The following is a 25825-nucleotide window of genomic DNA, read 5'->3' as shown; positions in this document are numbered from 1 at the left end:
ATACCTAACTACTAAAAGCTACTTTCAATGCATCGTAAGCCGGTTATGATCGCGGCGTTTGGTTTTTATAAAGCGCATGCTGCTGACCATAGCGCCAATGACCGAGATGCTTTTGCAAATATGGGACAACCCACTTATCTAATCCAAATGCACGTCCAGAACCATTCATACAAGTGATAGCCATTGGAATAATCCAAATGTTAACCCAATAGAACATGCCTGAAAGACAGAAGGTAATAACCATTGCAACCGTGGCTGCACTGGTTAACCAAGTGAAGAGGCCGGCGATTAAGGCCAAACCGATTAAAATTTCAATAATAGTCATTGTTTTTTGCATGAAGAAGGCGACTTCTTGGTTTGGAATTAAGACCTTCGTGATGCTGTAGAACCAGTGGGGCATCTTATCGAACACAGGCATTGGATCATGACCGAATAAATAAGAAAGACCGAATGTGACTTTAGCAGTCGCTGGTTCAGCAGCGCCGCTTGAGGCAGCACCACTAGCTGCACTTGTTGCATCAGCTGCTTTAGAAGCACCACTGGTGACTGCTGGTTGAAGCCAGTCAAAAGGTAAGCGGAGCTTATTGGTGAACCAAGAGCCTTCACCTTGAACCTTATCCCAACAATCAACGAGCCACATCGCGCCTAAGAAAATCCGCGCAGGGACAGTCCATAAAACGTTGCCGTATCGTGAAATATGACCGCGCATCAAGTTGCGATCGTTCTTCGTTCTGAAGAACTCATTCAGTGAATAGTGGAATAAATCGTAGCCAGAATAAATTTGAACGAAATAGAGCATGTTAACTAGATGTTTAACTAATGTTGCAAAGAAGCCACTGAGATGGAAGAAATTCATCAAGTTGGCTACCGCATAGCGAGAACCAATTGAAACCATGAAGCCGGAGTAGCTAGCTTTGTATGGGACTTTTTCCTTACCTTCTTCGGTTGCGATGATGTTCTTTAGGGCTGTTGCAGCAGATGCTTCGGCGCCTTGAACAATTTGTGGTTGACCACGGCCGTCATCATTTTCATCGAAGAAAGCTACATCACCGACAACGTAAAGTTTGTCATCGTCAATAGATTGCATGAATTCGTTTGTCACGATTCGGCCAGCTTTACCCGTTGTTAGGCCAAATTGTGCCGCTTGTGGGGAAGCCTTAACACCCGCTGTCCAAATTAAGGTGGCAGTTGGGAAAGTTGAACCATCATTTAAATCAATGTGCATTTCGTGAACACCAGTGACACCAGTATTTTTTCGAACGTCAATTTTTTGTTTAGCCATATAACGTTCTGCTTTGGCTGCATCGTTGCGGTCGAGCATATTCATGATGGTTGGTGCCATTTCCATCATTGTGAATTGAATTTCTTCAGGATCAAGCTTGTTATCAGCTGCTAGTTCATCACGCCAATCACGTAATTCACCGATGGTTTCAGTTCCGGTAAAGCCAGAACCAACGACCACGATATTCAAAAGTGCACGCCGTTTTTCCGGGTCGTGTTCAATTGCCCCGCGACGAACAACATCGATAATGTGTTGTTTTAATTCAATCGCTTGTTCCCATGAGCCTAAAGTGAAACCATATTCAGCAACTCCAGGTGTGCCAAAGTCATTTGGTTCACTCCCAATACCCAGCATAACTTGATCATAGGCGTAGCGGCCATGTTCGGTAATCACGGTTTGGTTAGCTTGATCGATTCGTGTAACCGTATCGGTGACCAGCTTAACGTTTTTTCGTCGGTAAAAGAGGTGCTGTAAATCGTGTTGTACATGGTTTTCAGGGACGCGATTAGCAGCCACCTCATGTAATTCTGTTAAATAAGTAAAATAGGAATGTTTATCGATTAATGTAATTTGATAATCTGGATGTTTTTTATAATACTGTGCAAGTTTCTTAGTCGCATAAATGCCAGCAAAACCGGCACCAATAATGACGATATTTTTTTGAGCCATGATAAGTCACCCCTCAGTGAAATAAATACGTTTTCAATCAATTTCCATTATACAAAACTACCAGTAGTTTGTCTATTTTTTCACGGATAATATTAAAGGGATTCCCAACTGAATAAGAAACCGGTTTAACTTTTATAAAGCCTAATTTTATTAACTTGAATTAAGTTAATAAAAATACTTGAACTTTTTACACAAAAAAGATAAACTGACCTTGTGTGAATATTGGCACAAATTATATATGATCAAAAAAGGGCGGGGAAATTATGAAATTAAGTAAAGCATTAGCTAGTTTATCGGTTGTTGCAATGTCAGCAATGGTTTTAGCAGCTTGTGGCAATAGTAATAGTGCTAAAGATTCATCTTCAAAAGAGGTAAAATCTAGTTCAGTCAAAGAAGCTTCAAATAAAAAAGTAACGCCTAAAAAGCAAATTGCCGGTGCTAAATTAAAAGATGGAACTTACAACTTAGAAGAAAAGAATTACGAAAATAATTATCGCGTTAAGATGTCAATGACAGTTGCTAATGGCAAAGTTTCTAAGACGACTTACGATTACGTCGATAAAAATGGCAAATCAAAGCGGCATGATAAAGCTTACAATGAAAAAATGAAGAAGATTTCAAAAACAAATCCTAAAGAATACATTCCTAAATTAAATAAAGAATTTACAGCTAATGGAGCCGATGTTTCAAGTATTGATGTTGTTTCAGGCGCTACTCATAGTTCAAACTCATTTAAAAATTACGCTCAACAATTAGTTCAAGCAGCACAAGCGGGTAATACAAATACCATCGAAATCAACAATGGGGCTAAGATGCAAGATGGCACATATAAGTTAGAAGAAAAGAATTACAGTCATGACTATCGAACCGTCTTCACAATGGTGGTTAAAGACGGGAAAATCACTGATTCTAAATTCGATAATATCAATAAAGATGGCAAGTCAAAAGCTGACGATGCATCATATAACAAACAAATGAAAAAGATTGCTAAGACTAATCCTAAAGAATACATTGCTAAGTTGAATTCTGAATTCGTTAAAGCGCAAGAACCCGGTAAAGTAGACGTTGTTTCTGGTGCAACAGAATCATCGCATAGTTTTGTAAATTATGCTGAACAGCTGGTTAACGCTGCCCAAAACGGGAATACGGCCACAATCACAGTTGACAACATTATTTATGGTGAATAAAACACTATTTTTTACGAAGGTTGTATAACGAGTTAGGTGAAGACAATCTGACAGAATTTACAAAATGGCTAGGACAAGTTTACTTATCCTAGCCATTTTTAATGGAAGGAGGTTCAAGATGACGTTTAAAACATTTTTAGAATTTGTCCGTATCGAGGTGAAGACAGCTAGTGTTCTACCATTAATTTTAGGAATAGTTTATTGTTGGTATGTGTACGGCCAGCTTAATCTGCTGACAACGACCGTTTATTTTATGGCACAGTTTTCGATTGCTTTATTTGTGACTGGTTTTAATAACGTAATGGATTACTACAAGGCGGTTGATTTGGATTATCGCGCGCAGACGAACATTATTGGACGCCGACGTTTATCACCTACTAAGGCATTGCATTTAATCCTTTATTTTTTGGGTTTTAGTGTGCTCGCGGGCATCTGGCTTGTATGGCAAACTAATTGGCTATTATTGTTAATCGGAGGGGCCTGTATTTTTATTGCGATTTTTTACACGTTTGGACCAATACCGCTATCGCGGATGCCAGTGGGCGAATTATTAAGTGGAGTAACAGAATCATTTGGGGCGTTTTTCATCATGGTTTATGTGAATGTTCCGAGTGATAGGATTATGGCACTGCACTTTAGGTGGCCAGAAGTATCCCTCAGTGGAAATTTGCCAACGCTGTTAAGCTTGGGATTGATTGGGGTGATTATTGCATTGCCAACTTCGAATATTATGTTGGCCGATAATATCTGTGATTTAGAACAAGATCGGCGCAATGAACGATATACATTACCGCATTATTTAGGGCTAAACTGGGCGTTATGGTTGTATAATCTACTGATTTGGGTGTCGCTGGTTGCCGCAGTGATTGCTGTGATGTTCCATGTATTACCGAACGAGTCGTTAATAGTACTATTATTAATCCCGGTGATTAGGCACAACAATCGGATTTTTAAGACGCAACAACTGAAAAATAAAACCTTTATTACAGCGATCCAAAATGCGATGGTTGTTAATATTAGCCTGATCACCAGCTTGTTACTGGCGATTGTACGGACAACGTGGTGGTCATAAACCACATTGACAGTTTGGGCAACCCGTGATAGAGTTATGGTTAAATGTCAATTAGAGAGGGGCTTTTCAAATGGGTATTAAGAAAGTCGCCTTAGCCTGTACTGTCTGCGGTTCACGTAACTATTACGTTGCTGAGAATAAGAATCGGACAGAACGTCTAGAGTTAAATAAATTTTGTAAACATTGTGGACAGTATACACTACACAAAGAAACACGTTAACAGGGAGGATATAAGATGATTAAGTTTTTCAAGAGTGTTGGTCAGGAAATGAAAATTGTTAGTTGGCCAAACGCTAAACAAACGCGAAAAGACGCAACAACAGTAGTCATGACTTCCGTTTTATTTGCGATTTTCTTTGGCGTTGTTGATTTTGCAATCTTAAAAGTACTACAATTATTTGTCTTTTAAAACTGGCTTAATTAAATTGAATTTGCTATACTGATGGCAAGCAAAAAACTTCGCGTGGTCGAAGTTTTTTTATTTTGGAATTTAAAAGGAGAACAGACATGGTTGAATCAATTGAAAAAAATTGGTACGTCTTACACACATATTCAGGTTACGAAAATAAAGTGAAGGCAAACCTTGAATCACGGGCACAATCAATGGGGATGGAAAATAATGTCTTCCGCGTTGTGGTGCCCGAAGAAGAAGAACATGAAATTAAAAACGGCAAGGACAAAGTCGACATGAAAAAAACTTTTCCCGGGTATGTCTTGGTTGAAATGGTGATGTCAAATGAGGCTTGGTTCGTTGTACGGAATACACCGGGTGTGACCGGATTTGTCGGGTCACACGGTGCTGGTAGTAAACCAGCACCGCTATTAGATGAAGAAATCACACAGATTCTGCGTCAACTTGGGATGAGCACACGTCATTTGGATGTTGAATTCAAGGTCGGTGAATCTGTTAAAATTATTGAAGGTGCCTTTGTGGGACTTGTTGGTCAAATTACTGAAGTCGACGATGAGAAAATGAAGTTAAAAGTTAATATTGACATGTTTGGTCGTGAAACAGCAACTGAACTCGACTACGACCAAGTGGATGAATTAGTTTAGGACGCGAAGGCGTCAATATTGGCGATTGAGACATAAACAATAGGTCTAGTCGCTTTTTTAGTTAAGCTAATCAGTTTCTATTTTATAAGAATGATGTGATGACGATGTGGTATATTCTTGATCAGATATTAATGATAGATGGATTAGTGGTCTTACTGCTTGCATTAACTATCGGTTTAGATTTCTATAAGTTGCTGCATGTCTCAGCGTATTGGCGAGCGCAGGCCCGACGGTATACAAAACGACCGACGTTATTTATCCATGGTTATCGAGGTAATTGTTATTCGTTTGGGCATTTACTCTGGCGGCTGCAAAAACAGGGTATTGCTAAGAAAAGTATGATTATTCGGGTTGCTAAGGATGGTAAGTTACGGGTTACTGGGGATCATATTTTACGAGCCAATAATCCGACAATTCAAGTTTTGTTTGCTAATAATCACGCCGATGTACAAGACCAGGTACGCTGGTTAGCAGCTATTATTCGAATGCTAAACAAGAACTATGGGGTAAATGGCATCAATTTGGTGGGACATTCGATGGGGGCGATTGCGGTGTTGCGGTACTTATTGACCCCGGAGCAGGGATTAGTTGATAAAGTGATTTTATTAGCCGCGCCAGTGAATGATCCGTCGATAGGCCCAGATACCGCACGTGTTTTTTTGAGCGAATTGACGACGCAGGGACCTATTAAACGGACGCGTAACTATAATTATTTGGCCACACGGATAGCTTGCTTTCCAGTAGCCATCAGCATCTTGAACATCGCTGGCGAGTTATTGAACACTAACCGTCATGATGGGTCGGTAGCAGTTGACAGTAGTTTTGCGTTACGAAGTCTATTAAAAGCGCGGGTGCGTAATTATCAAGAGATGCTCGTGCGCGGTCCCGGTGGTGCGCACAGTATGTTACATGAAAATCGATTGGTCGATCAAGCCATTGACGATTTTTTATGGCGTGATTAATTGAACGTACCTTGCTTTTTTAAGCATTGCTTGGTATATTATATGAGTATGTTTTCATACACTAGTGGGAGACCAAATATAATGGCCATCTTAACCACATCACGGACTTAAGGAGGTATGTTTCGTGGCTAAAAAAGTAGCAAATATCGTTAAACTTCAAATCCCTGCAGGTAAAGCAACTCCAGCACCACCAGTAGGTCCAGCTTTAGGTCAAGCTGGTATCAACATTATGGGCTTTACAAAGGACTTTAACGCTCGTACAGCTGATCAAGCTGGCTTATTAATTCCAGTTGTGATCACTGTTTATGAAGATCGTTCATTCGACTTTGTAACGAAAACACCACCAGCAGCAGTTCTTTTAAAGAAAGCTGCCGGTGTTGAAAAAGGTTCTGGCGAACCAAACACTAAGAAAGTTGCTACGGTAACTAAAGCACAAGTGCAAGAAATCGCTGAAACTAAAATGCAAGACCTAAACGCTGCAGACGTTGAAGCTGCTATGCGCATGGTTGAAGGTACTGCAAGAAGCATGGGCTTCACTGTCGAAGGTTAATTCATGCTTGACACTTTCAGTCGGATTTTCAATGAAAGTTGAAAAATCAAGTGGGAGGTCAAAAACCGTTCACCACAATTGCAAGGAGGAAAACCCTAATGGCTAAAAAAGGTAAAAATTATTTAGAAGCTGCAAAGCAAGTTGATGCTGCTAAAGCATATACTGTTGAAGAAGCAATCGACTTAGTAAAGAAAATTGATTTTGCAAAATTCGATGCATCTCTTGAAGTGGCATATCGTTTAAACGTTGATCCTAAACAAGCGGATCAACAAATTCGTGGGGCTGTCGTACTACCAAATGGTACAGGTAAGACACAACGCGTGATTGTTTTCGCTCAAGGCGAACAAGCAAAACAAGCTGAAGCTGCTGGTGCTGACGTTGTCGGTGCAGAAGATTTAGTTGAAAAAATTCAAGACGGCTGGTTAGATTTTGATGTTGCTGTTGCAACACCACCAATGATGGCTCAAGTTGGTCGTTTAGGCCGTGTCTTAGGACCTAAAGGTTTAATGCCTAATCCTAAGACTGGGACAGTTACAATGGATGTTACTAAAGCAGTTAACGACATTAAAGCTGGTCAAGTGGCATACCGTGTTGATAAAGCTGGTATCGTTCACGCCCCAATCGGTAAGGTATCATTCGATGCTGCTAAATTGGTAGAAAACTTTAAAGCGATGCAAGATGTGATCATCAAAGCACGTCCTGCTTCAGCTAAAGGTCAATACATTACAAGTTTATCAGTTAGCTCAACATTTGGCCCTGGTGTTAAAGTTGACGTTGCTAGCTTCTAAGTTGGTAATAAAAGAGCGCTCATCCGAAAGGATGAGCGCTCTTTTTGTGATTAGGCATTGATATCAATGATTTTAAATTGTGTCACATCAACTAATCCTTTATCGGTAATTCGTAAATTGGGGATCACGTCAAGGGGCATTGCGCCAAGCTTCATAATGGGGTCGAAGTGGGCAGTGATATTTAATTCGGAGTGACAAACAGCATTGAAGGCCTTTTGATGTTTAATTAAGGTATCGATTGGTTCGTCACTCATTAAGCCGCCGATGACAAATGGGAGTGTCGCGATGACTTGACCATCTTTGACGGCGACGCCACCTCCTTGGCATTCTTTGAGCGCTTCGATGGCAACAACCATGTCAGCGTCGTTAGTACCGACCACTACGAGGTTATGGCTATCGTGACCGATGCTAGTGGCAATTGCCCCGTTTTTGATGCCAAAGCCGTTGAGCAGGCCAACGCCGACGTTGCCGGTGAGATGATGGCGTTCAATGACCGCCACTTTAGCAATATCTTCGTCAGGGTTGTATTGAAAGTCACCGTCGGCATTGTGAGTAACCGGTAAGACAAGATTTTGAGTCCGGCTGATACTTTGTAATCCGATCACGTGGGCCTTGTCACTAGTTAAATTGAGTTTTAATTGATCAGCTGAGAAGGTATCAAGGTGGACGGTTTGCAATAAATCGTTAAAACCAGCGACTGAATCTTCGGTTGTTAATAAGGATTCACCGTTGGCGGCAACTTTTTGACCATCGATGAAGGTTTGGTTGACGCTGAAGTGTTCGAGATCATCAACCAATAAGAAGTCAGCCTTCAAACCGGGAGCAATCCCGCCACGATCGGCTAAGCCAGTACATTGAGCGGTGTTGATGGTTGCCATTTGGATTGCTATGATGGGATCAATGCCGTTTGCGACAGCGACACGGATACTTTCGTCAAGATGACCGATTTCGCGGAGGGTAACGGATTGCAAGTCATCCCCACAGAGGCAACAGAAACGAGCGTTTTGCGGGGTCACGCCTTTTAAAAGCGTTGGCATGTTCTTCGAAACGGTGCCATAACGGAGGTAAACATACATACCGCGACTGATACGGTCGAGTAGTTCATCAACTTGTGTACACTCGTGGTCGTTACGAATCCCTGCAGCCGCATAGGCGTTCAGACCTTGCGCTTTCAATGCGGGTGAATGACCATCAATTAATTTATGCGCATTGATGGAAACGAGTAATTCGTTTAAAACGCCATCGTCAGCGTTGACAACGCCTGGATAGTTCATAAATTCAGCGAGTCCGTAAGTCAATCCTTGATCATAAGATTGTTGAATGTCATCAGCGGTAATCACGGCACCGGAAGTTTCAAGTGTCGGGTTAGCGGCTGGGACACAAGAAGGCATCGTATATTGGATATCGAGCGCTGTGTTTTTAGCAGAAGCAATCATATATTCAAGACCGCGCATGCCAGCAACATTGACGATTTCGTGGGGGTCGGCCAAAATGGTCGTTGTGCCATGAGGGATTACGAGTGATCCGAAGACCGCGGGTGAGACATTGGCCGATTCAATGTGAATGTGGGGGTCAATGAGACCCGGCACGATGTATTGGCCGCGGGCATCGATAACTTCTGGTGCAAGGTAATCGTTACTGATACCGAGAAAACGACCATTACCGATGGCAAGTGCGCCTTCGATGATGCGTCCATTATAGACATCAACGATTTTAGCGTTTTTAATGACCATATCGGCGGCTTGGCGGCCGGCCGCTTGATCAATGAGTTGTTTTAAAGTTGTTTTATCCATGAGGAAGCTCCTTTATTTAGCAGGTAATTCATGCATTGTGAAGAGTAATAATAAGAATAAGAGGGCAGCAACGTACATAATCGGATGCACTTTTTTACCTTTGCCGGCCGCAATCATTGTGATTGGGTAGGTGATGAGACCAAATGCTAAACCGTACGAAATGTTGTAGGTGAGTGGGACGCACAGAATAATCATGAAGGCGGCAAAAGATGTTTCAAATTCTGACCAGTCAATGTTGGCAATTGACTTCATCATGAATGAGCCGACGATGATTAAAATCGGTGCCGTCACTTGTGAGGTAACAACGGCTAATAAAGGAGAGAAGAATAAGCTTAAGACGAACATAATGGCCACGACAACGGCTGTGAAACCTGTCCGGCCACCAGCAGCAATTCCAGTTGATGATTCAATATAACATGCAGTCGGTGTTGAACCGAAAACGGCGCCGGCGATCATTGAAGTTGAATCGGCGAACAGGGCTTTGCCGACTTCTTTGGGCATCTTGTTGTCTTTGATGAAACCAGCTTGTTGGGCGAGTCCAATAACCGTCCCAGTTGTATCGAAGAAAACGCTGAAGAAAAAAACGAGAATAACGACTGCCATTTGGACGTTAAAGACGTTGTGGATGTTCACAATTGAGACACCCAAAGTGGGTGTTAAACTCGGAATTGATGCGATGATGCTATGAGGCATTGCGATTAAACCAGTAATGACCCCCATGATGGCGGTGGCCGCCAAACCGATAAATAAAGCACCGGGGACTTTGCGAGCTAATAGAGCAACGGTCACGATTAAACCGAACACCGTTAACCAAACGTGGGGATCTGACCAGCTTGTAATAGTTACAAATGATTTAGCACTGCCGACCACGATTCCGCCTTGTTTCAAACCAGTAAAGGCGATAAATAAGCCGATGCCGACCGCCATTGCGGCTTTTAAGTTAGCGGGAATGGCGTTGATCACGACTTCGCGGACCCTTAAGACTGTGACGAGCATGAAGAGTAATGAAGCGACGAAGACGCCGGCAAGCGCAGTTTGCCAAGGAATCCCCATACCTAAAATAACCGAGTAGGCGAAGAAAGCGTTGCTGCCGAGTCCAGGGGCCACGGCGATTGGGTAGTTGGCGATGAAGGCCATCGCTAAACAACCAACTACCCCGGTTAATGCGGTGGCAACGAAGACAGCACCTTTGTCTAGACCGGCATCGCCTAAAATAGTTGGGTTGACGAATAAAATGTATGACATCGCAATGAAAGTCGTAATTCCGGCGATAATTTCGGTTTTAATGGTCGACCCACTTTCCTTAATTTTAAATTGACGTTCGAACCAGTTCGTTCGTATTTCTGTTACAATATCAATATCCTTGTCCATTATGCACCTCTAAATTAGTATTTTTATGAACCTTGGCAACATTATACAACAAAACAATCGTGTATTTAAGGTAAATAAGAAAAATAATTAATATTTTTGGAATATCGTTCGTTATTTGGTGATGAAAGGTGTTTTTTAGATCAAAAAAGAGCCATTAGCATAATAAATGCTAATGACTCGTTCATAATCCATTGTTCAGTTAAATGGTTGCTAAAACTTGATTAGCAATTGCTAATTCTTCATTGGTTGGAATCATCAAGACTTTAATGGCTGAGTTTGGCGTACTGATTTGGCGCGCACCAGTGCCATTTTCGTTTAGTTCAGGATCGATTTGAACGCCTAAAACAGCAAGTTTGGCGCAAATATCAGCACGCAAGCGGGCGTCGTTTTCACCGATACCGGCTGTGAAGGTGATGACGTTCGCGCCATCGAGTTCAACGTGGTAGCTTGCAATGAACTTCACGGCAGCGGTGATGAATATATCATATGCAAGTTTAGCCCGCGGATTTGTGTGGCGTGCCGCTTGAATATCACGCATATCAGCAGAAATACCTGAAACGCCGAGAATCCCGGATTGCGTGTTCAAAAGCGTGATGACTTCATCAGCACTTTTATCGAGTTCGTTCATTAAAAATGGGACGATGGCTGCATCTAATGAGCCAGCCCGAGTTCCCATCGGAACCCCTTCTAGCGGGGTGAAGCCCATTGATGTATCGACTGGCTTGCCATTTTGGCTAGCAGTAATTGAAGAACCACCGCCCAGATGAAGTGTAATTAATTTTAAATCGGTAACGGGCTGATTTAAAAAGGCAGCGGTTGCTTGTAAAATATAACTGTGACTAATCCCGTGTTCGCCGTATTTACGAATTTGGTAATCGCGACTGTATGCATACGGTAAACCGTAAAAACTTGTTGCATCGGGCATATCGAGATAAAATTGGCTATCGAAAACGGCCACTTGTGGGACGCTAGTTGGTAAAATACGCATCAATGTTTCGATGCAGTCAACTTGCACAGGATTGTGTAATGGAGCATATTTATCGAGCTGTTTTAAAGTGTCTAGATTGGTGTGATCAATAATGGTTGGCTTTTCGAACGTGGTGGCGCCGGCAACGACCCGGTGGCCGACTGCAATAATGTCTGCGGGTGAATTAATGATGCCATTGTCTTCAAGTTGTTTCAAAAGACGAAGGACGCCATCTTCGTAGGAAAGATTGGCAATCGTGATCTGCTTTTTTTGACCTTGGTACTTGAATGTGAAGCTAGCTTCTGGTGTGTTCATACGTTCCATAAGTCCGCTTGCCAGTAAGGTTAAATCAGATTGTTGGAATAGTTGCCATTTCAATGATGAACTACCCGCGTTAACGACTAAAATATTATTCAAAAAACTACACCTCTTACGATTAATTTTCTTGATCACCTCAATTTTAAACTGTCTTTTCAGAAAAATAAAATAAGTAAAACGTAATGCTAGGATAACTAAAATTAAGTAGCAATAATGATTGACGCTTTATGGATTACATGCTATATTTGTAGTTGGTTATTTATGCTACCGAAGACTCAGGTGCCAATAGGCTTAATATCCTGCCGAGGAAGATACGTTGAAATCCCTCTCTATGTCTTGGTGGACATGGAGTTTTTTATTTTTTATAAGAAACTCTTGACCACAAGTTTTACAAATCTAATGGAGGTGAATCAATTGAGCGAAACAATGATTGCAAAAAAAGCACAAATTGTTGACACAGTTGTTGAAAAATTCAATAGTGCTGTTTCTATCGTCGTTATGGATTACCGTGGCTTAACAGTAGAACAAGTAACTGAATTACGAAAACAATTACGTGATGCTGGCGTACAAATGGAAGTTATTAAAAACACTTACTTACGTCGTGCAGCAGACAAAGCTGGTTATGAAGGTTTGGATGATACATTTACAGGCCCTACTGCCATTGCATTTTCTAAAGAAGATGTTGTTGCACCAGCTAAGATTATTGCTAATTTTGCTAAGGGTGCAGAAGCACTTGAAATTAAAGGCGGCATGATCGAAGGTAAAATCGCAACACTTGATGAAATCAATGCCTTGGCAACCTTACCAAGTCACGATGGTTTATTATCAATGTTACTTTCTGTATTACAAGCACCAGTCCGCAATGTCGCATATGCTGTTAAAGCAGTTGCCGACAGTAAAGACGAACCAGCTGCATAATTTGCAGTTGTATGGTTAAACGTGTTATCAAATAATGATTTAAAAAATGGAGGAAATAAAAATGGCATTAGACGTAAATGCAATTGTTGATCAATTAAAAGAATCATCAATCTTAGAATTAAACGATTTAGTTAAAGCAATCGAAGAAGAATTCGGTGTTTCTGCAGCAGCTCCAGTAGCAGCAGCAGGCGCAGCCGGTGCAGATGCACCAGCTGAAAAAGACAGCTTTACTGTTGAATTATCAGAAATTGGCCAAGAAAAGGTTAAAGTTATCAAAGCCGTTCGTGAAATCACAGGCTTAGGCTTGAAAGATGCTAAGGGCTTAGTTGATAACGCACCTTCAGCTCTTAAAGAAGACGTTGCTAAAGATGAAGCAGAAGAAATGAAAGCTAAATTAGAAGAAGTTGGCGCTGTCGTTAACTTGAAATAATTACCTTAATTTCTAAAAGAACCCCGCAAAATGTGGGGTTCTTTTTTTGTACTTGATGTTGCAATCCAGCAGCTTTGTTGAAAGGTAGTCATCATCGCTAGTCACAAATTAAATAAACAACTAACATATTTGTCATCTTACTGTGTTTTAGTGTTAGATGGCTTATAATTAGAGTAATTCATTTAAGGAGCTATCGATGATATGCAAAAAAAGGCCAAGCATCTCTATACGGAAATTCAGCGACACCTAACCTTATTAAAAGGGATTTTCATGCTTTCCGTGATGGTCTTTGTCATCCTTGAGGTAGGACGGATTTTCCGTGACCTCAATGAGGCACAATTAAAAGCCAGTCTAACAACACAGAGTCCGGGCACTCTATTGGCAATGCTTGTGATGGGGTTTATCGCCGTTTTACCGATGCTTAATTACGATTTCGTAATTGCGACGTTGTTACCAGAGAAATATGCTTTTTGGTATAAAGTGAAATCGGGTTGGATTGTGAATACTTTTACTAATATTGCAGGCTTTGGTGGCTTCTTAGGGGCTAGTTTACGCGCCAATTTTTATGGGAAAAAGGCTTCCCAAAAAGCAATTCTAGTTGCAATTTCTAAGATTGCGTTATTCTTATTAGCGGGTCTATCAATCTGGTGCCTAATCAGTGTGATCTTAATTTTTGGCTTCAGTATTGGGACGACGTACGGTAATTACTGGTTATGGTTAGTGGGCGGCGCTTTATATTTTCCTGGATTAATGATCAGTACGCGTTTTAAGCATGCAACTTTTTTTAAAGATCTTTCGCTACAACGGATTTTACGCTTAACATTAGGTTCCTTCTTAGAATGGGGGTTTGCCGGAAGTTTCTTCTTAATTATTGGGTCTTTTTTGGAAATTAAGGGCAACCTGCTACAAATCTTACCGCTTTTTATGATTGCTAATATTATTGGAGTGGTGTCAATGGTCCCTGGCGGCATCGGAACGTTTGATTTATTCATGATTTTGGGCCTGGGAGCAATCGGTGTGCGGAATGCGGATGCTGTTGTTTGGCTATCGTTTTATCGGATTTTTTACTACATTGTGCCATTTTTAGTCGGCGTCGGTTTATTTATACATGGTGCGGGGAGTCATTTAAATCATTATTTACAAGGCTTACCACAGCAAATTATTCAAAAAATAGCACATCATTTTATCGTTTTATTTCTCTATATTTCAAGTGTCGTTTTATTATTAGTAGCGACTGTGCCGAATTTTGCAGTTACCAATACAGTGATTGGACAACTATATCCATACACGTTCTTCTTTTTGGATCGTGTGACCAATATCGTTGTGGCATTTTTAATGTTAGCCTTAGCGCGCGGGGTAGCTAATCGGGTACAAAAAGTTTTCTGGCCACTGCTGCTACTGTTAGTACTAGCAATTGCCAATACATTATGGCGTGATTTTTCGATTAAACTGGCCATTTTCTTGATGTTTGTGTTAGGAGCTAGTTGTTTATTAAAACGAGAATTATATCGAGAACGGATTGAGTTTTCATGGGGAGCCCGAATTATTGATGGAGCACTCTTTGCCGGAATTTTCTTATTGTATGCGTTTGTCGGGATTACAAATTCACCACATTTACACCATCGTCGACCGGTACCGACTGCTTTATTATTTCCGTCTGAAAAAGTTTGGTTTGCTGGCTTTGTTGGTATGCTGATTGCCGCTGGCACGTTATATTTTGTCTTTCACTACCTTAGTCGCGGGGGACATTCAATCGCAGCTCCATATGATGAAGACCGGATTGCCAAGGTGATTGCAACTTTTGGTGGAAACGAGGTTAGTCATCTAGCCTATTTGCGTGATAAATCGATTTACTTCTATCAAGAAGATGGGCAAGACCAAGTCTTTGTACTTTATCGCAAAAAAGCTGATTGCTTGATTGTAATGGGTGAACCGGTTGGTAATCTCGAAAAAGTTTTGCCAGCAATTGAACAGATGATGCACGAAGCAGATTTAATGAATTGTCACTTAGCATTTTATGAGATTTCAAGTGAATTAACGATGCAATTACATGAAATTGGGTTTGATTTCATCAAATTTGGTGAAGAGGGATATGTTCGCTTGGCAGATTTTACGATGACTGGCAAGAAACGTCGAGCCGAGCGCGCCTTGTTGAATAAGTTTCAACGTGAAGCGTATCAATTTGAAATTCTCAACCCACCGTTTAGTCCTGAATTAATGGCAGATCTTAAAGTAGTTTCTGATGATTGGTTGGGTAGTCGGATTGAAAAGGGCTTTTCACTAGGCTTTTTTGATGAAACATACTTACAAAAAGCCCCGATGGCGGTCGTGTATAATGTTGATCATCAGCTGATTGCGTTTGCTAACGAGATGCCAACTGGGACCAAAGAAGTCACGAGCATTGATTTAATGCGTCACCGAAAAAATGCACCATCTGGTATAATGGATGAGATCTTTATTAATTTGTTTGAACAAAAACGGATGGAAGGGTATACGTACTTCAATCTTGGGATGGCTCCCTTGGCAAACGTTGGCACTTCTGAATTTAGTTTTATTGAAGAGCGAATTGCGCATTTAATCTATGAATACGGCTATCATTTTTACGGATTTCAAGGGTTACGCACATATAAAAAGAAATATACAACTGAATGGCATTCGAAGTACATCGCGTATCAAAAGCGGGCGTCGTTAATCTTTACAATGGTGCAAGTGTTGTTGGTTGTTAATCAGCGAGTTACGGAACAACCGCGTCCAGGTGGCTGGTTGGGACGGTTGATGAAGTCAGTTCAAATCGGGAAATTTTCAGACAATTAAACATAAATGAGGTATATTATGACAGAGTATTACTATTCCAAAAATCCAGATGTTGAACACGATCAGCGGCAGTGGACGTTTGAGTTACGTGGATTCCAATTTAGGTTCATCACGGACAATGGGGTCTTTTCAAAGCGAACGGTTGATTATGGATCACGCGCATTGTTGGCAACAGTTGATTTATCTGAGGCGCCAGGGGGGGCTGTTCTGGATATGGGCTGTGGCTACGGGCCAATCGGACTGACGATTGCTAAGCTTGCACCAGAACGTCGGATCGATATGGTTGATGTCAATGAACGGGCGCTTAATTTAGCACGGGAAAACAGCACTTTAAATCAAATTACTAACGTCGCCGTATTTGAGTCCGCCGAATATCAAAATGTGACTGAGCAGTATGCAGCGATTTTTACCAATCCACCCATTAGAGCTGGGAAAGACGTGGTGCAAAATATTTTAACTGGTGCTTACGATTATTTATTGCCAGATGGTGAGTTGAACGTTGTTATTCAAAAAAAGCAAGGTGCACCCTCTGCTAAGAAAACGATGATGCAGATTTTCGGCAATGTGCAGATTATTCATAAGGATAAGGGATATTATGTTCTCCAGAGCATTAAATTAGAATCGATTTAAGGCTGAAACCGGTAAAATGATGGCGATTATGCTAAAATGCGTTTAAAGTACAAGGAGGTTGATACGATGAAAACCAGATATAAAATTTTAATCGGTGTTGGCTTGACCACCGCAATTGGTGCAACAACGGCTTTTGTTGGTTCTAAGGCGATTATCGACAAGGTCTCACGTTATCGAAAACGTTTGGCAGTTAAAAGTTTTGTGAAAGATAAATTACATGGCAATCAAAAGGCGCTAGAATTGGTCGACCAACTATCTGATACAGATGTGAATAATTTATTAAGTACTGCTGATCAGTTAAATCACCTCAAAGATAAGCTTGGTGCACACACGGACAATCTGCCAGAGATGATGGATGATTTACGGCAAACATTAATGGCTTATGCTACTAAAGTGAAAGAACGACTATAATAAGAACAGTTCGTTCTGGTATCGACAATTAGTCGATACCTTTTTTGATTGCTCAACTAGCACGACTATGGTTTAATGATTGATAAGTAAAATAAAGGGGCGATTAACGCGTGAGTGAAGTACAACCGGAAATAGATCGGTGGATGCAAGCAGCCATTGATGAAGCCAATCAAGCTCGAATCATCGGTGAGGTCCCGATTGGTGCGGTAATCGTCAAAGATGGACAAATTATTGGACGTGGGCACAATATTCGCGAACATGCCCAAGACGCAACTTTACATGCTGAAATCTTGGCAATTCAAGAGGCTTGCATGAACGAAAAAAGTTGGCGTTTAGAAGATACTACGATTTACGTTACATTAGAGCCATGTCCCATGTGTGCGGGCGCAATTATTAATAGTCGAATTCCGCATGTATATTTTGGGGCCAGCGATCCAAAGGCAGGTGTAACGGGGACGTTGATGAATTTATTGACTGACACTCGGTTTAACCACCAAGCAACGGTAGTTGGTGGTGTACGTGAAGCGGAGTGTGCTAGCTTGTTACAGACTTTTTTTAAGAAAATTCGGATAAATCGACGAAAAAAAAAGAAAATGGCTGGTAATTAGTGCTTGAATCAGGTAGAATAGGAATTGCCGAAAGGCCTTGAGACAATGATGAGCCTACGAATCGTGTCAGGTTCGGAAGAAAGCAGCACTAAGTTTGTTTTATCATGTGTCTTAAGTTTTGTGAAAATTAACCAGACCCAACGGACAATTAATTTAGTCGGTTGGGTCTTTTTTAACGCTTCTGCCCTAAAAATGACGGTAAAATATGCTAAAATGAGGCAAGTAGTTTTAAATGGATCGGACTTTAAATTGTAAAGGTGGAGGGCATTAAATGAGCTATCAAGCTTTATACCGGGTTTGGCGCCCGCAACGTTTCGATGACATCATTGGGCAAGAAACAATGACGCAAACATTGAAAAATGCCATTATGACACACCAAACAAGTCATGCTTATTTATTTACAGGCCCACGTGGGACGGGAAAAACCTCAGCGGCCAAGATTTTTGCTAAGGCGATTAATTGCCATTATCAACAAGATGGTGAGCCATGTAATGAGTGTGAGACATGTCGAGCGATAACGGCTGGGGCCCTCAATGATGTCATTGAAATTGATGCAGCGTCTAATAATGGGGTCGAAGAGATTCGTGATATTCGGGACAAGGCGAAATATGCGCCGACCCAAGCTGATTACAAAATTTATATCATCGATGAAGTCCACATGCTATCCACTGGTGCGTTCAATGCATTGCTAAAGACGTTAGAAGAACCACCAACCAATGTGGTGTTCATCCTTGCGACAACAGAAGTCCACAAGGTACCAGCCACAATCATTTCACGGACGCAGCGGTTTAACTTTAAGCGGATTACCGCCGCTGATTTATTTAAGCGCATGGCCTATATTTTGGATCAAAAGGAAATGACTTATGATCCAGCAGCACTGAAGGTGATTGCCAAAGCTGCTGAAGGTGGGATGCGGGATGCTTTGAGTATCCTCGATCAGGTATTATCTTTTAGCGACAATCACGTCACGCTAGACAACGCGTTGGATGTGACGGGGAGTTTAACCGAAGCGTTGCTGGCTGATTACGTCCAAACGATTCAGGATAATGCGCCTAAACAAGCGTTGCAATTGTTACAACAGATTTTGGCTGAAGGTAAAGATGTCCAACGGTTTGTGGAAGATTTAATTGAATATGTGCGCGACTTACTGTTATATCAACAAGCACCCGAATTAGTAGCGGCAAGCGAAATGGATTTATTGGATGAACACTTCAAAGCGCTCAGTGCAGCGATGCCTGCTGAGCGGTTATACGGGGTGATTGATATTTTGAACGAAACACAACAACAATTGCGTTTCACCAATCATCCAGAAATTTATTTGGAAGTCGCAACAGTGCGCCTAACACAATCGCAGATAGCACAAGTGGCCTCCGCTACGGTTGCGACCCCAACTGCTGATAACGAACAAGTTGCGGCATTGAGTCAGCAAGTGGCCCAATTGCAAGCAGCATTGCAAAAAATAGAAGTGGACGGGCCTGTTAAGGTACCAGCAGCCAAACCAAAGGCGAAAGCAGCCAAACAGATTAGTAAAAAGGTCAACCGGAAAGCGATTTATCCGGTGCTGGCGGAGGCGACTCGGGCGAATTTGGAGAAGCTCAAGGAAGTTTGGCCGGATTTATTGAATATGCTAGATGTTACTAAACGGGCCATAATGAAGGTTTCCGAACCGGTTGCGGCTAGTGAAAGCGGGGTTGTTGTGGCGTTTAACTACGCGATTTTATTTGAACGGGCGAACAATGATCAAGATTTATTACGTATTTTAGAAGATGGGTTGAATCGTTTAACGGGCAACCCATTCAAGGTCGTCTTAGTCCCACATGATGCTTGGCCAGAGATTCGTCAAGAATATTTACAGAATCACGCAGTGCCAGTTCAACATGAAACAACTGACCAAGCAACGGGAACCCCTAAACCAGAACAAAAACCGGCCGTTATTGAACAAGCACAAGCGTTGTTTGGTGACGCGGTGGTGGTAGAAAAAGATTAATCTTTAAATTTGAAAGGAAGTAATGAAGATGCGTGGAATGGGTAATATGCAAGGTATGATGAAGCAAATGCAAAAGATGCAAACGGAAATGGGACAGACTCAAGAAATACTTAATAACACAGAATTTGTAGGAAAAGCAGCTAATGACTTAGTTGTGGTTACCATGACCGGTGACAAGAAAATGAAAGACATTGCCATCAAGCCGGAAGCAATCGATCCCGATGATGTAGATATGTTGCAAGATTTAATTATCATGGCGACTAACGAAGCCATGAGCGAAATTGATCAACAAACACAAGCCCAGATGGGTAAATTTACTAAAGGCCTCCCATTTTAAGTGAGACATTAAGGAAGTGCATTGATGCAATATCCAGAACCAATTGCAAAGTTAATCGAAAGCTACATGAAGTTACCCGGGATTGGGAACAAGACCGCCACACGATTAGCTTTTTACACGATTGATATGAATGAAGATGACGTGACTAGTTTTGCTAAGAATTTAATTTCAGCGCATCGTGATCTGCATTACTGCAGTGTCTGTGGCAATATTACGGAAGAAGATCCGTGCGAGATTTGTCGTGATACTACTCGAAGTCAAGATATGATTTTAGTAGTTGAACAACCTAAAGATGTGATGTCGTTAGAACGAATGAACGACTATCATGGGCTCTACCATGTCTTACATGGCGTGTTATCACCAATCGAAGGTAAAGGTCCTGATGATATCAATATCGCCAACTTGATTAAACGGCTACAAAAGACACCAGCTAAAGAAGTGATTATCGCTACCAATGCGACTCCAGAAGGCGAAGCAACGGCGATGTATATTTCACGATTGATTAAACCAGCCGGGATTAAAGTAACCCGTTTGGCACATGGCTTGTCAGTCGGAAGTGATATTGAATATGCTGATGAAATGACGCTGTTAAAAGCAGTTGAAGGGCGTCAAGAAATTTAAGAATGGTGGGTTTGCGATGTTTGGAAAACGAAAGCCAACATTAAAACAGTTAGGCGATCAAGCCTTATTGGATTTGATTTATCAAGTAAAGGATAAGTGGCAAATGGCCCAAAAGACGCAAGAAAACGTTCGTGGTCTCGATGCTCAATTAGAGATGGAAAGTAAGATTCAACAAGCTAAATTTGAATTTTTATTTCGGCAAGCACGTCAACGCAAAGTTGCCGGCGAAGCAGTTTCTAAAGAAGCTGCCATGCGAAATGTATTTCGATAGGTATTACGCAAGTAGCGTGGTGCCGCGCTAAGGTGCCGCCGAAAGTGATTTTGACGCGCGCCTTTTTTAGAATCGATTAATCATGGTTGATATAGCCTCAATTACACTCTTCTCTTTACGTTGTTTGTTCAATCAAGTAAAATGATAGTAACTCTTAATGGATGAAGAAGGTTGTTTTGTGGTAGGAAAGTTGATTACGTTTGAAGGACCGGATGGCGCTGGGAAAACAAGTGCGTTGATGGCGGTTATACCGCTGCTGAAAGCCAAGTGCAACCAAGACATCATTGTTACGCGTGAACCAGGCGGTAATCCGATTGCCGAAAAAATTCGCAATGTCATTTTAGATGTTGAAAATATAGCGATGGATAATCGCACCGAAGCACTGCTATACGCTGCAGCTCGGCGACAACACATTGTTGAAAAGATTGCACCGGCTTTGGCTGACAACAAAATTGTGATTTGTGATCGGTTTGTGGATAGTTCAATCGCTTATCAAGGTGCTGGCCGTGGGATTGGGGAAGACGCGGTTGCACAGATGAATTTGTTTGCCACTAACGGGTTAACCCCTGATTTAACGTTGTACCTCGATGTGCCATCTGAAGTCGGTTTGCAGCGGATTAAACGAAATCGACAGAATCAATACGATCGCCTTGATCAAGAAAAACTTATTTTTCATAAAAAAGTGCGTCAAGCTTATTTACAACTTGCACAGGATAATCCCAAGCGAATTCAAACGATTGATGCGACTCAAGATTTAACGACTGTTGTTGATCAGTGTCGGCAAGTGATTGAACAACGCTATCCAGATTTATTCATAGTATAGAAAAGAGGAGATTGAGATGAAATTACTTTTAGCAATTGTTCAAGATAAAGATAGCAACGTTTTAAGTAGCGAATTGATCGATGCCAACATCCGCGCAACCAAGTTGTCATCGACTGGAGGCTTCTTGAAATCGGGTAATACAACCTTTATCGTGGGGATCGAAGATGAGCGGGTGCCTGAAGCACTTAAGATTATTGAAGAAACGTGTCAAGCACGCGAACAATTCATGACTCCTCCGGTTAACATGGATGCTACAATGGATAGTTCGATGGCTTATCCGATTGAAGTGCAAGTTGGCGGGGCAACTGTTTTTGTCATGCCGATTGAACAGTTCCATCGTTTCTAAGTGATGACTAATTTAACAATTGAGCAACTTCAACCAAAATTAATCATGCAGTTTGCTCAGATTATTGCTCGTGGACAGATGGCACATGGGTACCTACTTGCTGGGGCGCAAGGACTGGGTAAGCGCCAACTGGCACATTGGATTGCATTACGCCTTTTTTGCCAACAGGTGACCACTGATGGTCAACCTTGTCAGACTTGCCCAGAATGTCAGCGGATATTGACCCATAATCATCCGGATGTGATTGAAATTAAGCCGGAAGGCAAGAGTATTAAGATTGCAGATATTCGTTATCTAAAACAAGAAGTGGCTAAAAGTGGAATGGAATCGAGTCAACGTTTATTTATTATCGAGGATGCTGACAGATTAACGGCTAGTGCTGCTAATAGTTTATTGAAATTTTTAGAAGAACCAGCACAAAATGTTTATGCGATTTTATGTACCAGTAATAAAAACCAAATACTACCGACGATTTTGTCGCGATTACAAGTAATCGATTTAGTCCCATTAGTACCGCAGATAGTTCAACAACAATTTGAAACGGCAGGAATTTTACCACAACAAGCACAATTGTTGGCTCATTTAACGAGTGACTTAACTGTGGCTCAAGCATTGTTGGCCGATGATTGGTTAATGCAAGTTAGTACGAAGCTAGCGGCATGGGCCCAAAAAGTAGAACAACATGATTTAGAGGCGTTTGTGCAGATTCAAACGCAAATACTACCGTTATTAGGCAGTCGACAACAACAAAAGATATTCCTCACCTTGGTAGGTTTATGGTATCAAGACTTATTAAGTTGTCGCTATCAGTTAGAGACTGGATTATGTTTTGGGGCATATGAAAACCAACTAATTCAAGCCAGTACCACGTTAACGACCACTCAATTATTGATGCAAGCAGAATACGCGATACAAGCTCAACAGATTCTTGAGCAAAATATTAGTTGTCAAAACGTCTTGGAGAGTTTAACGTTAAAGTTAATTGCATAGAAAACGTACAACCAGTGGATCGGGAGGATATCAACGTTGAGTAAAGACTTATATGAGCAGTTATCAAATATTGAACAGCAAGCTAAATTAACGTTTGAGGGGCTTAGTGAAATGAAAGCAGTCCTTGCCGCAGTCCTTGAAAAAAACGCTGAATTGAAGATTGAAAATAAACACTTGCGGGAACACTTACAAGAATTAGGACAACCAACAACGCCTAAAGCGGGGGCTCAAGCGCTTTCTAAATCAAAACAAAATTTACAGAATCTGTATGAGGAAGGCTTCCATATTTGTCCTTACTTCTATGGGTCAAGACGTGAAAATAATGAGCCGTGTGCATTTTGTAATGATGTTATTTATGGCGAACGAACAAATGATTAAAAGACAGGGCGAAAGGGATATTAACTTTTGGTCTGTCTTTATGTCGTTGTCGAGGTATCTTGAAAGGATAGAATATGCAAACACAATCAAGTTTTAAAACGACGGGCAAAGGGACTTTGTTTTTAGTTCCAACGCCGATCGGTAATTTAGGAGATATGACTTACCGGGCGATTGATACGTTAAAGTCTGTGGCACTCATTGCTGCTGAAGATACGCGTAATACGCAAAAATTGCTGAACCATTTTGAAATTGAAACTAAACAAATTAGTTTTCATGAACATAATACACAGCAACGGATTGAAACGTTGATTGAGAAATTAGAAGCAGGTGACGATATTGCGCAGGTTAGTGATGCAGGAATGCCATCAATCAGTGATCCAGGCCACGAATTAGTCAAAGCATGTATCATAGCTGATATTGCGGTTGTCCCATTACCTGGCGCTAACGCTGGGATAACGGCATTAATTGCTTCGGGAATTACGCCGCAGCCATTCACCTTCTATGGCTTTTTACCACGGAAAGGGAAGGAACTGAACGAATCTGTTACGCTACTTGCTCAAAAACCAGAGACTATTATCTTCTATGAAGCGCCCCACCGATTGAAAAAGACACTCCAAGTACTGATGACTGCTTTTGGGCCTGAGCGACAAGTAACGTTGGGGCGTGAACTGACGAAGAAGTTTGAAGAATTTATTCGTGGGAGTTTAAAAGAAGTATTAGCTTGGACGAGTGCTACGGAGCTCCGTGGTGAATTTGTCATAATTGTCGCGGGTAATCCAACACCGATTATGAAAATTAGTGAAAAGACCGTCGCAGCATTGCCCTTACCAGAACAAGTCGAGGCCCAGATTCAACAAGGGGCTAACCCTAACGTGGCGATTAAGACGGTTGCTAAAGCAAATGGTTTAAAAAAACAAGTGGTATATAACGCCTATCACGAATTAACAGAATAGAGGGTTCTTAATGTCAGGCAAGCAATTTTCAGAAGATTATCAAATTCCGTATTTCGAAACGGATATTAAAGGTGAGTTAACACTGGCATCATTGGTGAATATTTTAATATTAGCATCCGAACATCAATTGGAGGCACTTAATGTTGGTGAAGCAACCATGCAAGCTTTAGAACTTGGCTGGGTGGTAACCCAGTATCAGATAAAGATTACTCGGATGCCGAAGGTCGACGAAAAAGTGAAAATAGTAACCGAAGCTGAAAGTTACAACAAGTATTTTTGTTATCGAAACTTTTGGTTGTATGACGCGGCTGGTAATGAATGTGTTTTTGTTCAGAGTATCTTCGTGATGATGTCCTATGTAACGCGGCGGATGGTACCAGTCGTACCAGAAATTATGGTGCCATTTGAATCGACAGAGATTAAAAGTAGCAAGCGATTTCCCCGGATTAAAAAGATTAATCCCGAACAAGCGACGACCAAAGAATACCGTGTACGCTATTTTGATATCGATGGCAATCAGCATGTAAATAATGTTCACTATTTTGAATGGATGCTCGACGCTTTAAATTATGATTTTTTGATGAGTCATCGGGTAGCGAGCGTTAATATTCGTTACGGACATGAAATTCAGTACGGGCAAATGACCCAAAGTATGGTTGAACAACTTGTTGTGGGTGATCTAGTGACAACGCGTCATAAAGTAGCGGTTAATGACTTAAGTGCTGCTGAAGCAGAGATTACCTGGGTAGCTAGATAAAAAAGGGTACCAACATGCAATATTGCAATGTAATAATTCCTCCATGATCATCAGATGATTATGGAGGAATTTTTGTATGCCAGAGCTAAGTATTCAGCATTAGAAAAATTAATATTTATCGGAGAATTCAGAGAATCCGGTATATCGAAAGGAATATTTGCGCGAAAACACAAGATTAACAGTAGCGTGCTTACCCGCTAGTTAAATCGATATGACCGTGATAGTATTGATGGTTTAAAAGAAGCACTTAAATTTGGATTATGCTCGTTAGATTGAGTTTCCAAGCATAATGAGGATAAAACCGAGACGGCGTTGCCGTCCCCAAGGCTGGTTCCCAATATAGGTTTGTAAAACTATTTTTGAAGAACGAGTTTCAATCAACGAGTACGTTACTAAACATAAGTGTAGGTATATAATCAGGTAGCAGAATATTTCGGTGTTTCTTATCAACAAATCCGTTCATGGATTTTCAAAGCGCAACAAGGTGGTTATGAAGCACTAATTGATAATTGTGGTTATCGCAAGGGGTGAATATA

Annotated in this window: 28 protein-coding genes, 1 other RNA gene, 1 pseudogene and 1 other annotated feature; of the genes and pseudogenes, 26 read left to right on the top strand and 4 right to left on the bottom strand. The window is 41.3% G+C overall.

The window, feature by feature from the left end:
• Positions 1-43: 43 nt before the first annotated feature.
• Entirely contained in the window at positions 44-1951 is a 1908-nt protein-coding gene (locus FC90_RS00545) for an NAD(P)/FAD-dependent oxidoreductase (protein WP_057907354.1), read from the bottom strand.
• Positions 1952-2214: 263 nt separating this feature from the next.
• Between FC90_RS00545 and pplA the strand changes: the two genes are divergently transcribed.
• From pplA to rplA, 8 genes are all read left to right on the top strand, one after another.
• The gene (pplA, locus tag FC90_RS00540; RefSeq protein ID WP_057907353.1) at positions 2215-3138 is read left to right on the top strand and encodes an extracellular electron transfer flavoprotein PplA; all 924 of its coding nucleotides are present in this window, start codon (positions 2215-2217) and stop codon (positions 3136-3138) included.
• A gap of 118 nt (positions 3139-3256) precedes the next feature.
• Positions 3257-4210 (top strand): UbiA family prenyltransferase, encoded by a 954-nt coding sequence (locus FC90_RS00535; protein WP_083481974.1) that lies wholly within the window; start codon positions 3257-3259, stop codon positions 4208-4210.
• A gap of 70 nt (positions 4211-4280) precedes the next feature.
• The gene (rpmG, locus tag FC90_RS09040) at positions 4281-4430 is read left to right on the top strand and encodes a 50S ribosomal protein L33 (protein WP_083481973.1); all 150 of its coding nucleotides are present in this window, start codon (positions 4281-4283) and stop codon (positions 4428-4430) included.
• A 15-nt stretch (positions 4431-4445) separates the two neighbouring features.
• Complete coding sequence (gene secE, locus FC90_RS00530) at positions 4446-4619, top strand: preprotein translocase subunit SecE (RefSeq protein ID WP_057907351.1); 174 nt, start codon at positions 4446-4448, stop codon at positions 4617-4619.
• 98 nt (positions 4620-4717) lie between these two features.
• Entirely contained in the window at positions 4718-5266 is a 549-nt protein-coding gene (gene nusG, locus FC90_RS00525) for a transcription termination/antitermination protein NusG (protein WP_057907350.1), read from the top strand.
• A gap of 98 nt (positions 5267-5364) precedes the next feature.
• Entirely contained in the window at positions 5365-6228 is an 864-nt protein-coding gene (locus tag FC90_RS00520) for an alpha/beta hydrolase (protein ID WP_057907349.1), read from the top strand.
• Between the two features lie 124 nt (positions 6229-6352).
• The gene (rplK, locus tag FC90_RS00515; RefSeq protein WP_057907348.1) at positions 6353-6778 is read left to right on the top strand and encodes a 50S ribosomal protein L11; all 426 of its coding nucleotides are present in this window, start codon (positions 6353-6355) and stop codon (positions 6776-6778) included.
• 98 nt (positions 6779-6876) lie between these two features.
• Entirely contained in the window at positions 6877-7566 is a 690-nt protein-coding gene (gene rplA / locus FC90_RS00510; RefSeq protein WP_057907347.1) for a 50S ribosomal protein L1, read from the top strand.
• 50 nt (positions 7567-7616) lie between these two features.
• Here the strand turns inward: rplA and ade are convergent, their stop codons facing one another.
• The 3 genes from ade to FC90_RS00495 all read right to left on the bottom strand — a co-directional run bounded on the left by ade (position 7617) and on the right by FC90_RS00495 (position 12114).
• Entirely contained in the window at positions 7617-9359 is a 1743-nt protein-coding gene (gene ade, locus FC90_RS00505) for an adenine deaminase (protein ID WP_057907346.1), read from the bottom strand.
• Between the two features lie 12 nt (positions 9360-9371).
• A complete protein-coding gene (locus FC90_RS00500; protein WP_083481972.1) occupies positions 9372-10730 on the bottom strand; it encodes an NCS2 family permease in 1359 nt (452 codons plus the stop codon).
• A 199-nt stretch (positions 10731-10929) separates the two neighbouring features.
• Positions 10930-12114, bottom strand: coding sequence for an acetate/propionate family kinase (locus FC90_RS00495; RefSeq protein WP_057907345.1), 1185 nt, complete (start codon positions 12112-12114; stop codon positions 10930-10932).
• A 150-nt stretch (positions 12115-12264) separates the two neighbouring features.
• Positions 12265-12382 (top strand) — a sequence feature (ribosomal protein L10 leader region).
• Positions 12383-12429: 47 nt separating this feature from the next.
• Between FC90_RS00495 and rplJ the strand changes: the two genes are divergently transcribed.
• From rplJ to FC90_RS09610, 18 genes and pseudogenes are all read left to right on the top strand, one after another.
• On the top strand, positions 12430-12933 hold the full coding sequence (gene rplJ / locus FC90_RS00490) for a 50S ribosomal protein L10 (protein WP_057907344.1): 504 nt from the start codon (positions 12430-12432) through the stop codon (positions 12931-12933).
• Between the two features lie 61 nt (positions 12934-12994).
• Positions 12995-13363 (top strand): 50S ribosomal protein L7/L12, encoded by a 369-nt coding sequence (gene rplL / locus FC90_RS00485; RefSeq protein WP_057907343.1) that lies wholly within the window; start codon positions 12995-12997, stop codon positions 13361-13363.
• Positions 13364-13564: 201 nt separating this feature from the next.
• The gene (gene mprF / locus FC90_RS00480) at positions 13565-16177 is read left to right on the top strand and encodes a bifunctional lysylphosphatidylglycerol flippase/synthetase MprF (RefSeq protein WP_057907342.1); all 2613 of its coding nucleotides are present in this window, start codon (positions 13565-13567) and stop codon (positions 16175-16177) included.
• Positions 16178-16195: 18 nt separating this feature from the next.
• Entirely contained in the window at positions 16196-16807 is a 612-nt protein-coding gene (locus FC90_RS00475; protein ID WP_057907341.1) for a class I SAM-dependent methyltransferase, read from the top strand.
• A 66-nt stretch (positions 16808-16873) separates the two neighbouring features.
• Positions 16874-17218 (top strand): hypothetical protein, encoded by a 345-nt coding sequence (locus FC90_RS00470; protein ID WP_057907340.1) that lies wholly within the window; start codon positions 16874-16876, stop codon positions 17216-17218.
• A 143-nt stretch (positions 17219-17361) separates the two neighbouring features.
• A complete protein-coding gene (tadA, locus tag FC90_RS00465) occupies positions 17362-17826 on the top strand; it encodes a tRNA adenosine(34) deaminase TadA (RefSeq protein ID WP_057907382.1) in 465 nt (154 codons plus the stop codon).
• A gap of 29 nt (positions 17827-17855) precedes the next feature.
• Positions 17856-17952: signal recognition particle sRNA small type (gene ffs / locus FC90_RS09035), an RNA gene on the top strand.
• 145 nt (positions 17953-18097) lie between these two features.
• Positions 18098-19813 (top strand): DNA polymerase III subunit gamma/tau, encoded by a 1716-nt coding sequence (gene dnaX, locus FC90_RS00455; protein WP_057907338.1) that lies wholly within the window; start codon positions 18098-18100, stop codon positions 19811-19813.
• 28 nt (positions 19814-19841) lie between these two features.
• Entirely contained in the window at positions 19842-20150 is a 309-nt protein-coding gene (locus FC90_RS00450; protein ID WP_057907337.1) for a YbaB/EbfC family nucleoid-associated protein, read from the top strand.
• A 24-nt stretch (positions 20151-20174) separates the two neighbouring features.
• On the top strand, positions 20175-20771 hold the full coding sequence (recR, locus tag FC90_RS00445) for a recombination mediator RecR (protein WP_057907336.1): 597 nt from the start codon (positions 20175-20177) through the stop codon (positions 20769-20771).
• A gap of 16 nt (positions 20772-20787) precedes the next feature.
• A complete protein-coding gene (locus tag FC90_RS00440) occupies positions 20788-21042 on the top strand; it encodes a YaaL family protein (protein WP_057907335.1) in 255 nt (84 codons plus the stop codon).
• A gap of 178 nt (positions 21043-21220) precedes the next feature.
• Entirely contained in the window at positions 21221-21865 is a 645-nt protein-coding gene (gene tmk / locus FC90_RS00435) for a dTMP kinase (protein WP_057907334.1), read from the top strand.
• A 16-nt stretch (positions 21866-21881) separates the two neighbouring features.
• Positions 21882-22211: a cyclic-di-AMP receptor gene (locus FC90_RS00430; protein WP_057907333.1), complete on the top strand. Its 330-nt coding sequence runs from the start codon at positions 21882-21884 to the stop codon at positions 22209-22211.
• A 3-nt stretch (positions 22212-22214) separates the two neighbouring features.
• Positions 22215-23201 (top strand): DNA polymerase III subunit delta', encoded by a 987-nt coding sequence (gene holB, locus FC90_RS00425; protein WP_057907381.1) that lies wholly within the window; start codon positions 22215-22217, stop codon positions 23199-23201.
• A gap of 36 nt (positions 23202-23237) precedes the next feature.
• A complete protein-coding gene (locus FC90_RS00420; RefSeq protein WP_057907332.1) occupies positions 23238-23579 on the top strand; it encodes a DNA replication initiation control protein YabA in 342 nt (113 codons plus the stop codon).
• 74 nt (positions 23580-23653) lie between these two features.
• Positions 23654-24532 (top strand): 16S rRNA (cytidine(1402)-2'-O)-methyltransferase, encoded by an 879-nt coding sequence (rsmI, locus tag FC90_RS00415; RefSeq protein ID WP_057907331.1) that lies wholly within the window; start codon positions 23654-23656, stop codon positions 24530-24532.
• Between the two features lie 10 nt (positions 24533-24542).
• Positions 24543-25289, top strand: a complete 747-nt coding sequence (locus FC90_RS00410) for an acyl-[acyl-carrier-protein] thioesterase (protein WP_057907330.1) — start codon at positions 24543-24545, stop codon at positions 25287-25289.
• A 423-nt stretch (positions 25290-25712) separates the two neighbouring features.
• Positions 25713-25820 (top strand): annotated as a pseudogene (locus tag FC90_RS09610) (helix-turn-helix domain-containing protein); the annotation flags it as partial.
• Between the last annotated feature and the right edge of the window lie 5 nt (positions 25821-25825).

The sequence above is a fragment of the Latilactobacillus graminis DSM 20719 genome, from assembly GCF_001436415.1.
GTDB lineage: Bacteria > Bacillota > Bacilli > Lactobacillales > Lactobacillaceae > Latilactobacillus > Latilactobacillus graminis.
This window is presented reverse-complemented; position numbering and strand designations above follow the sequence as displayed.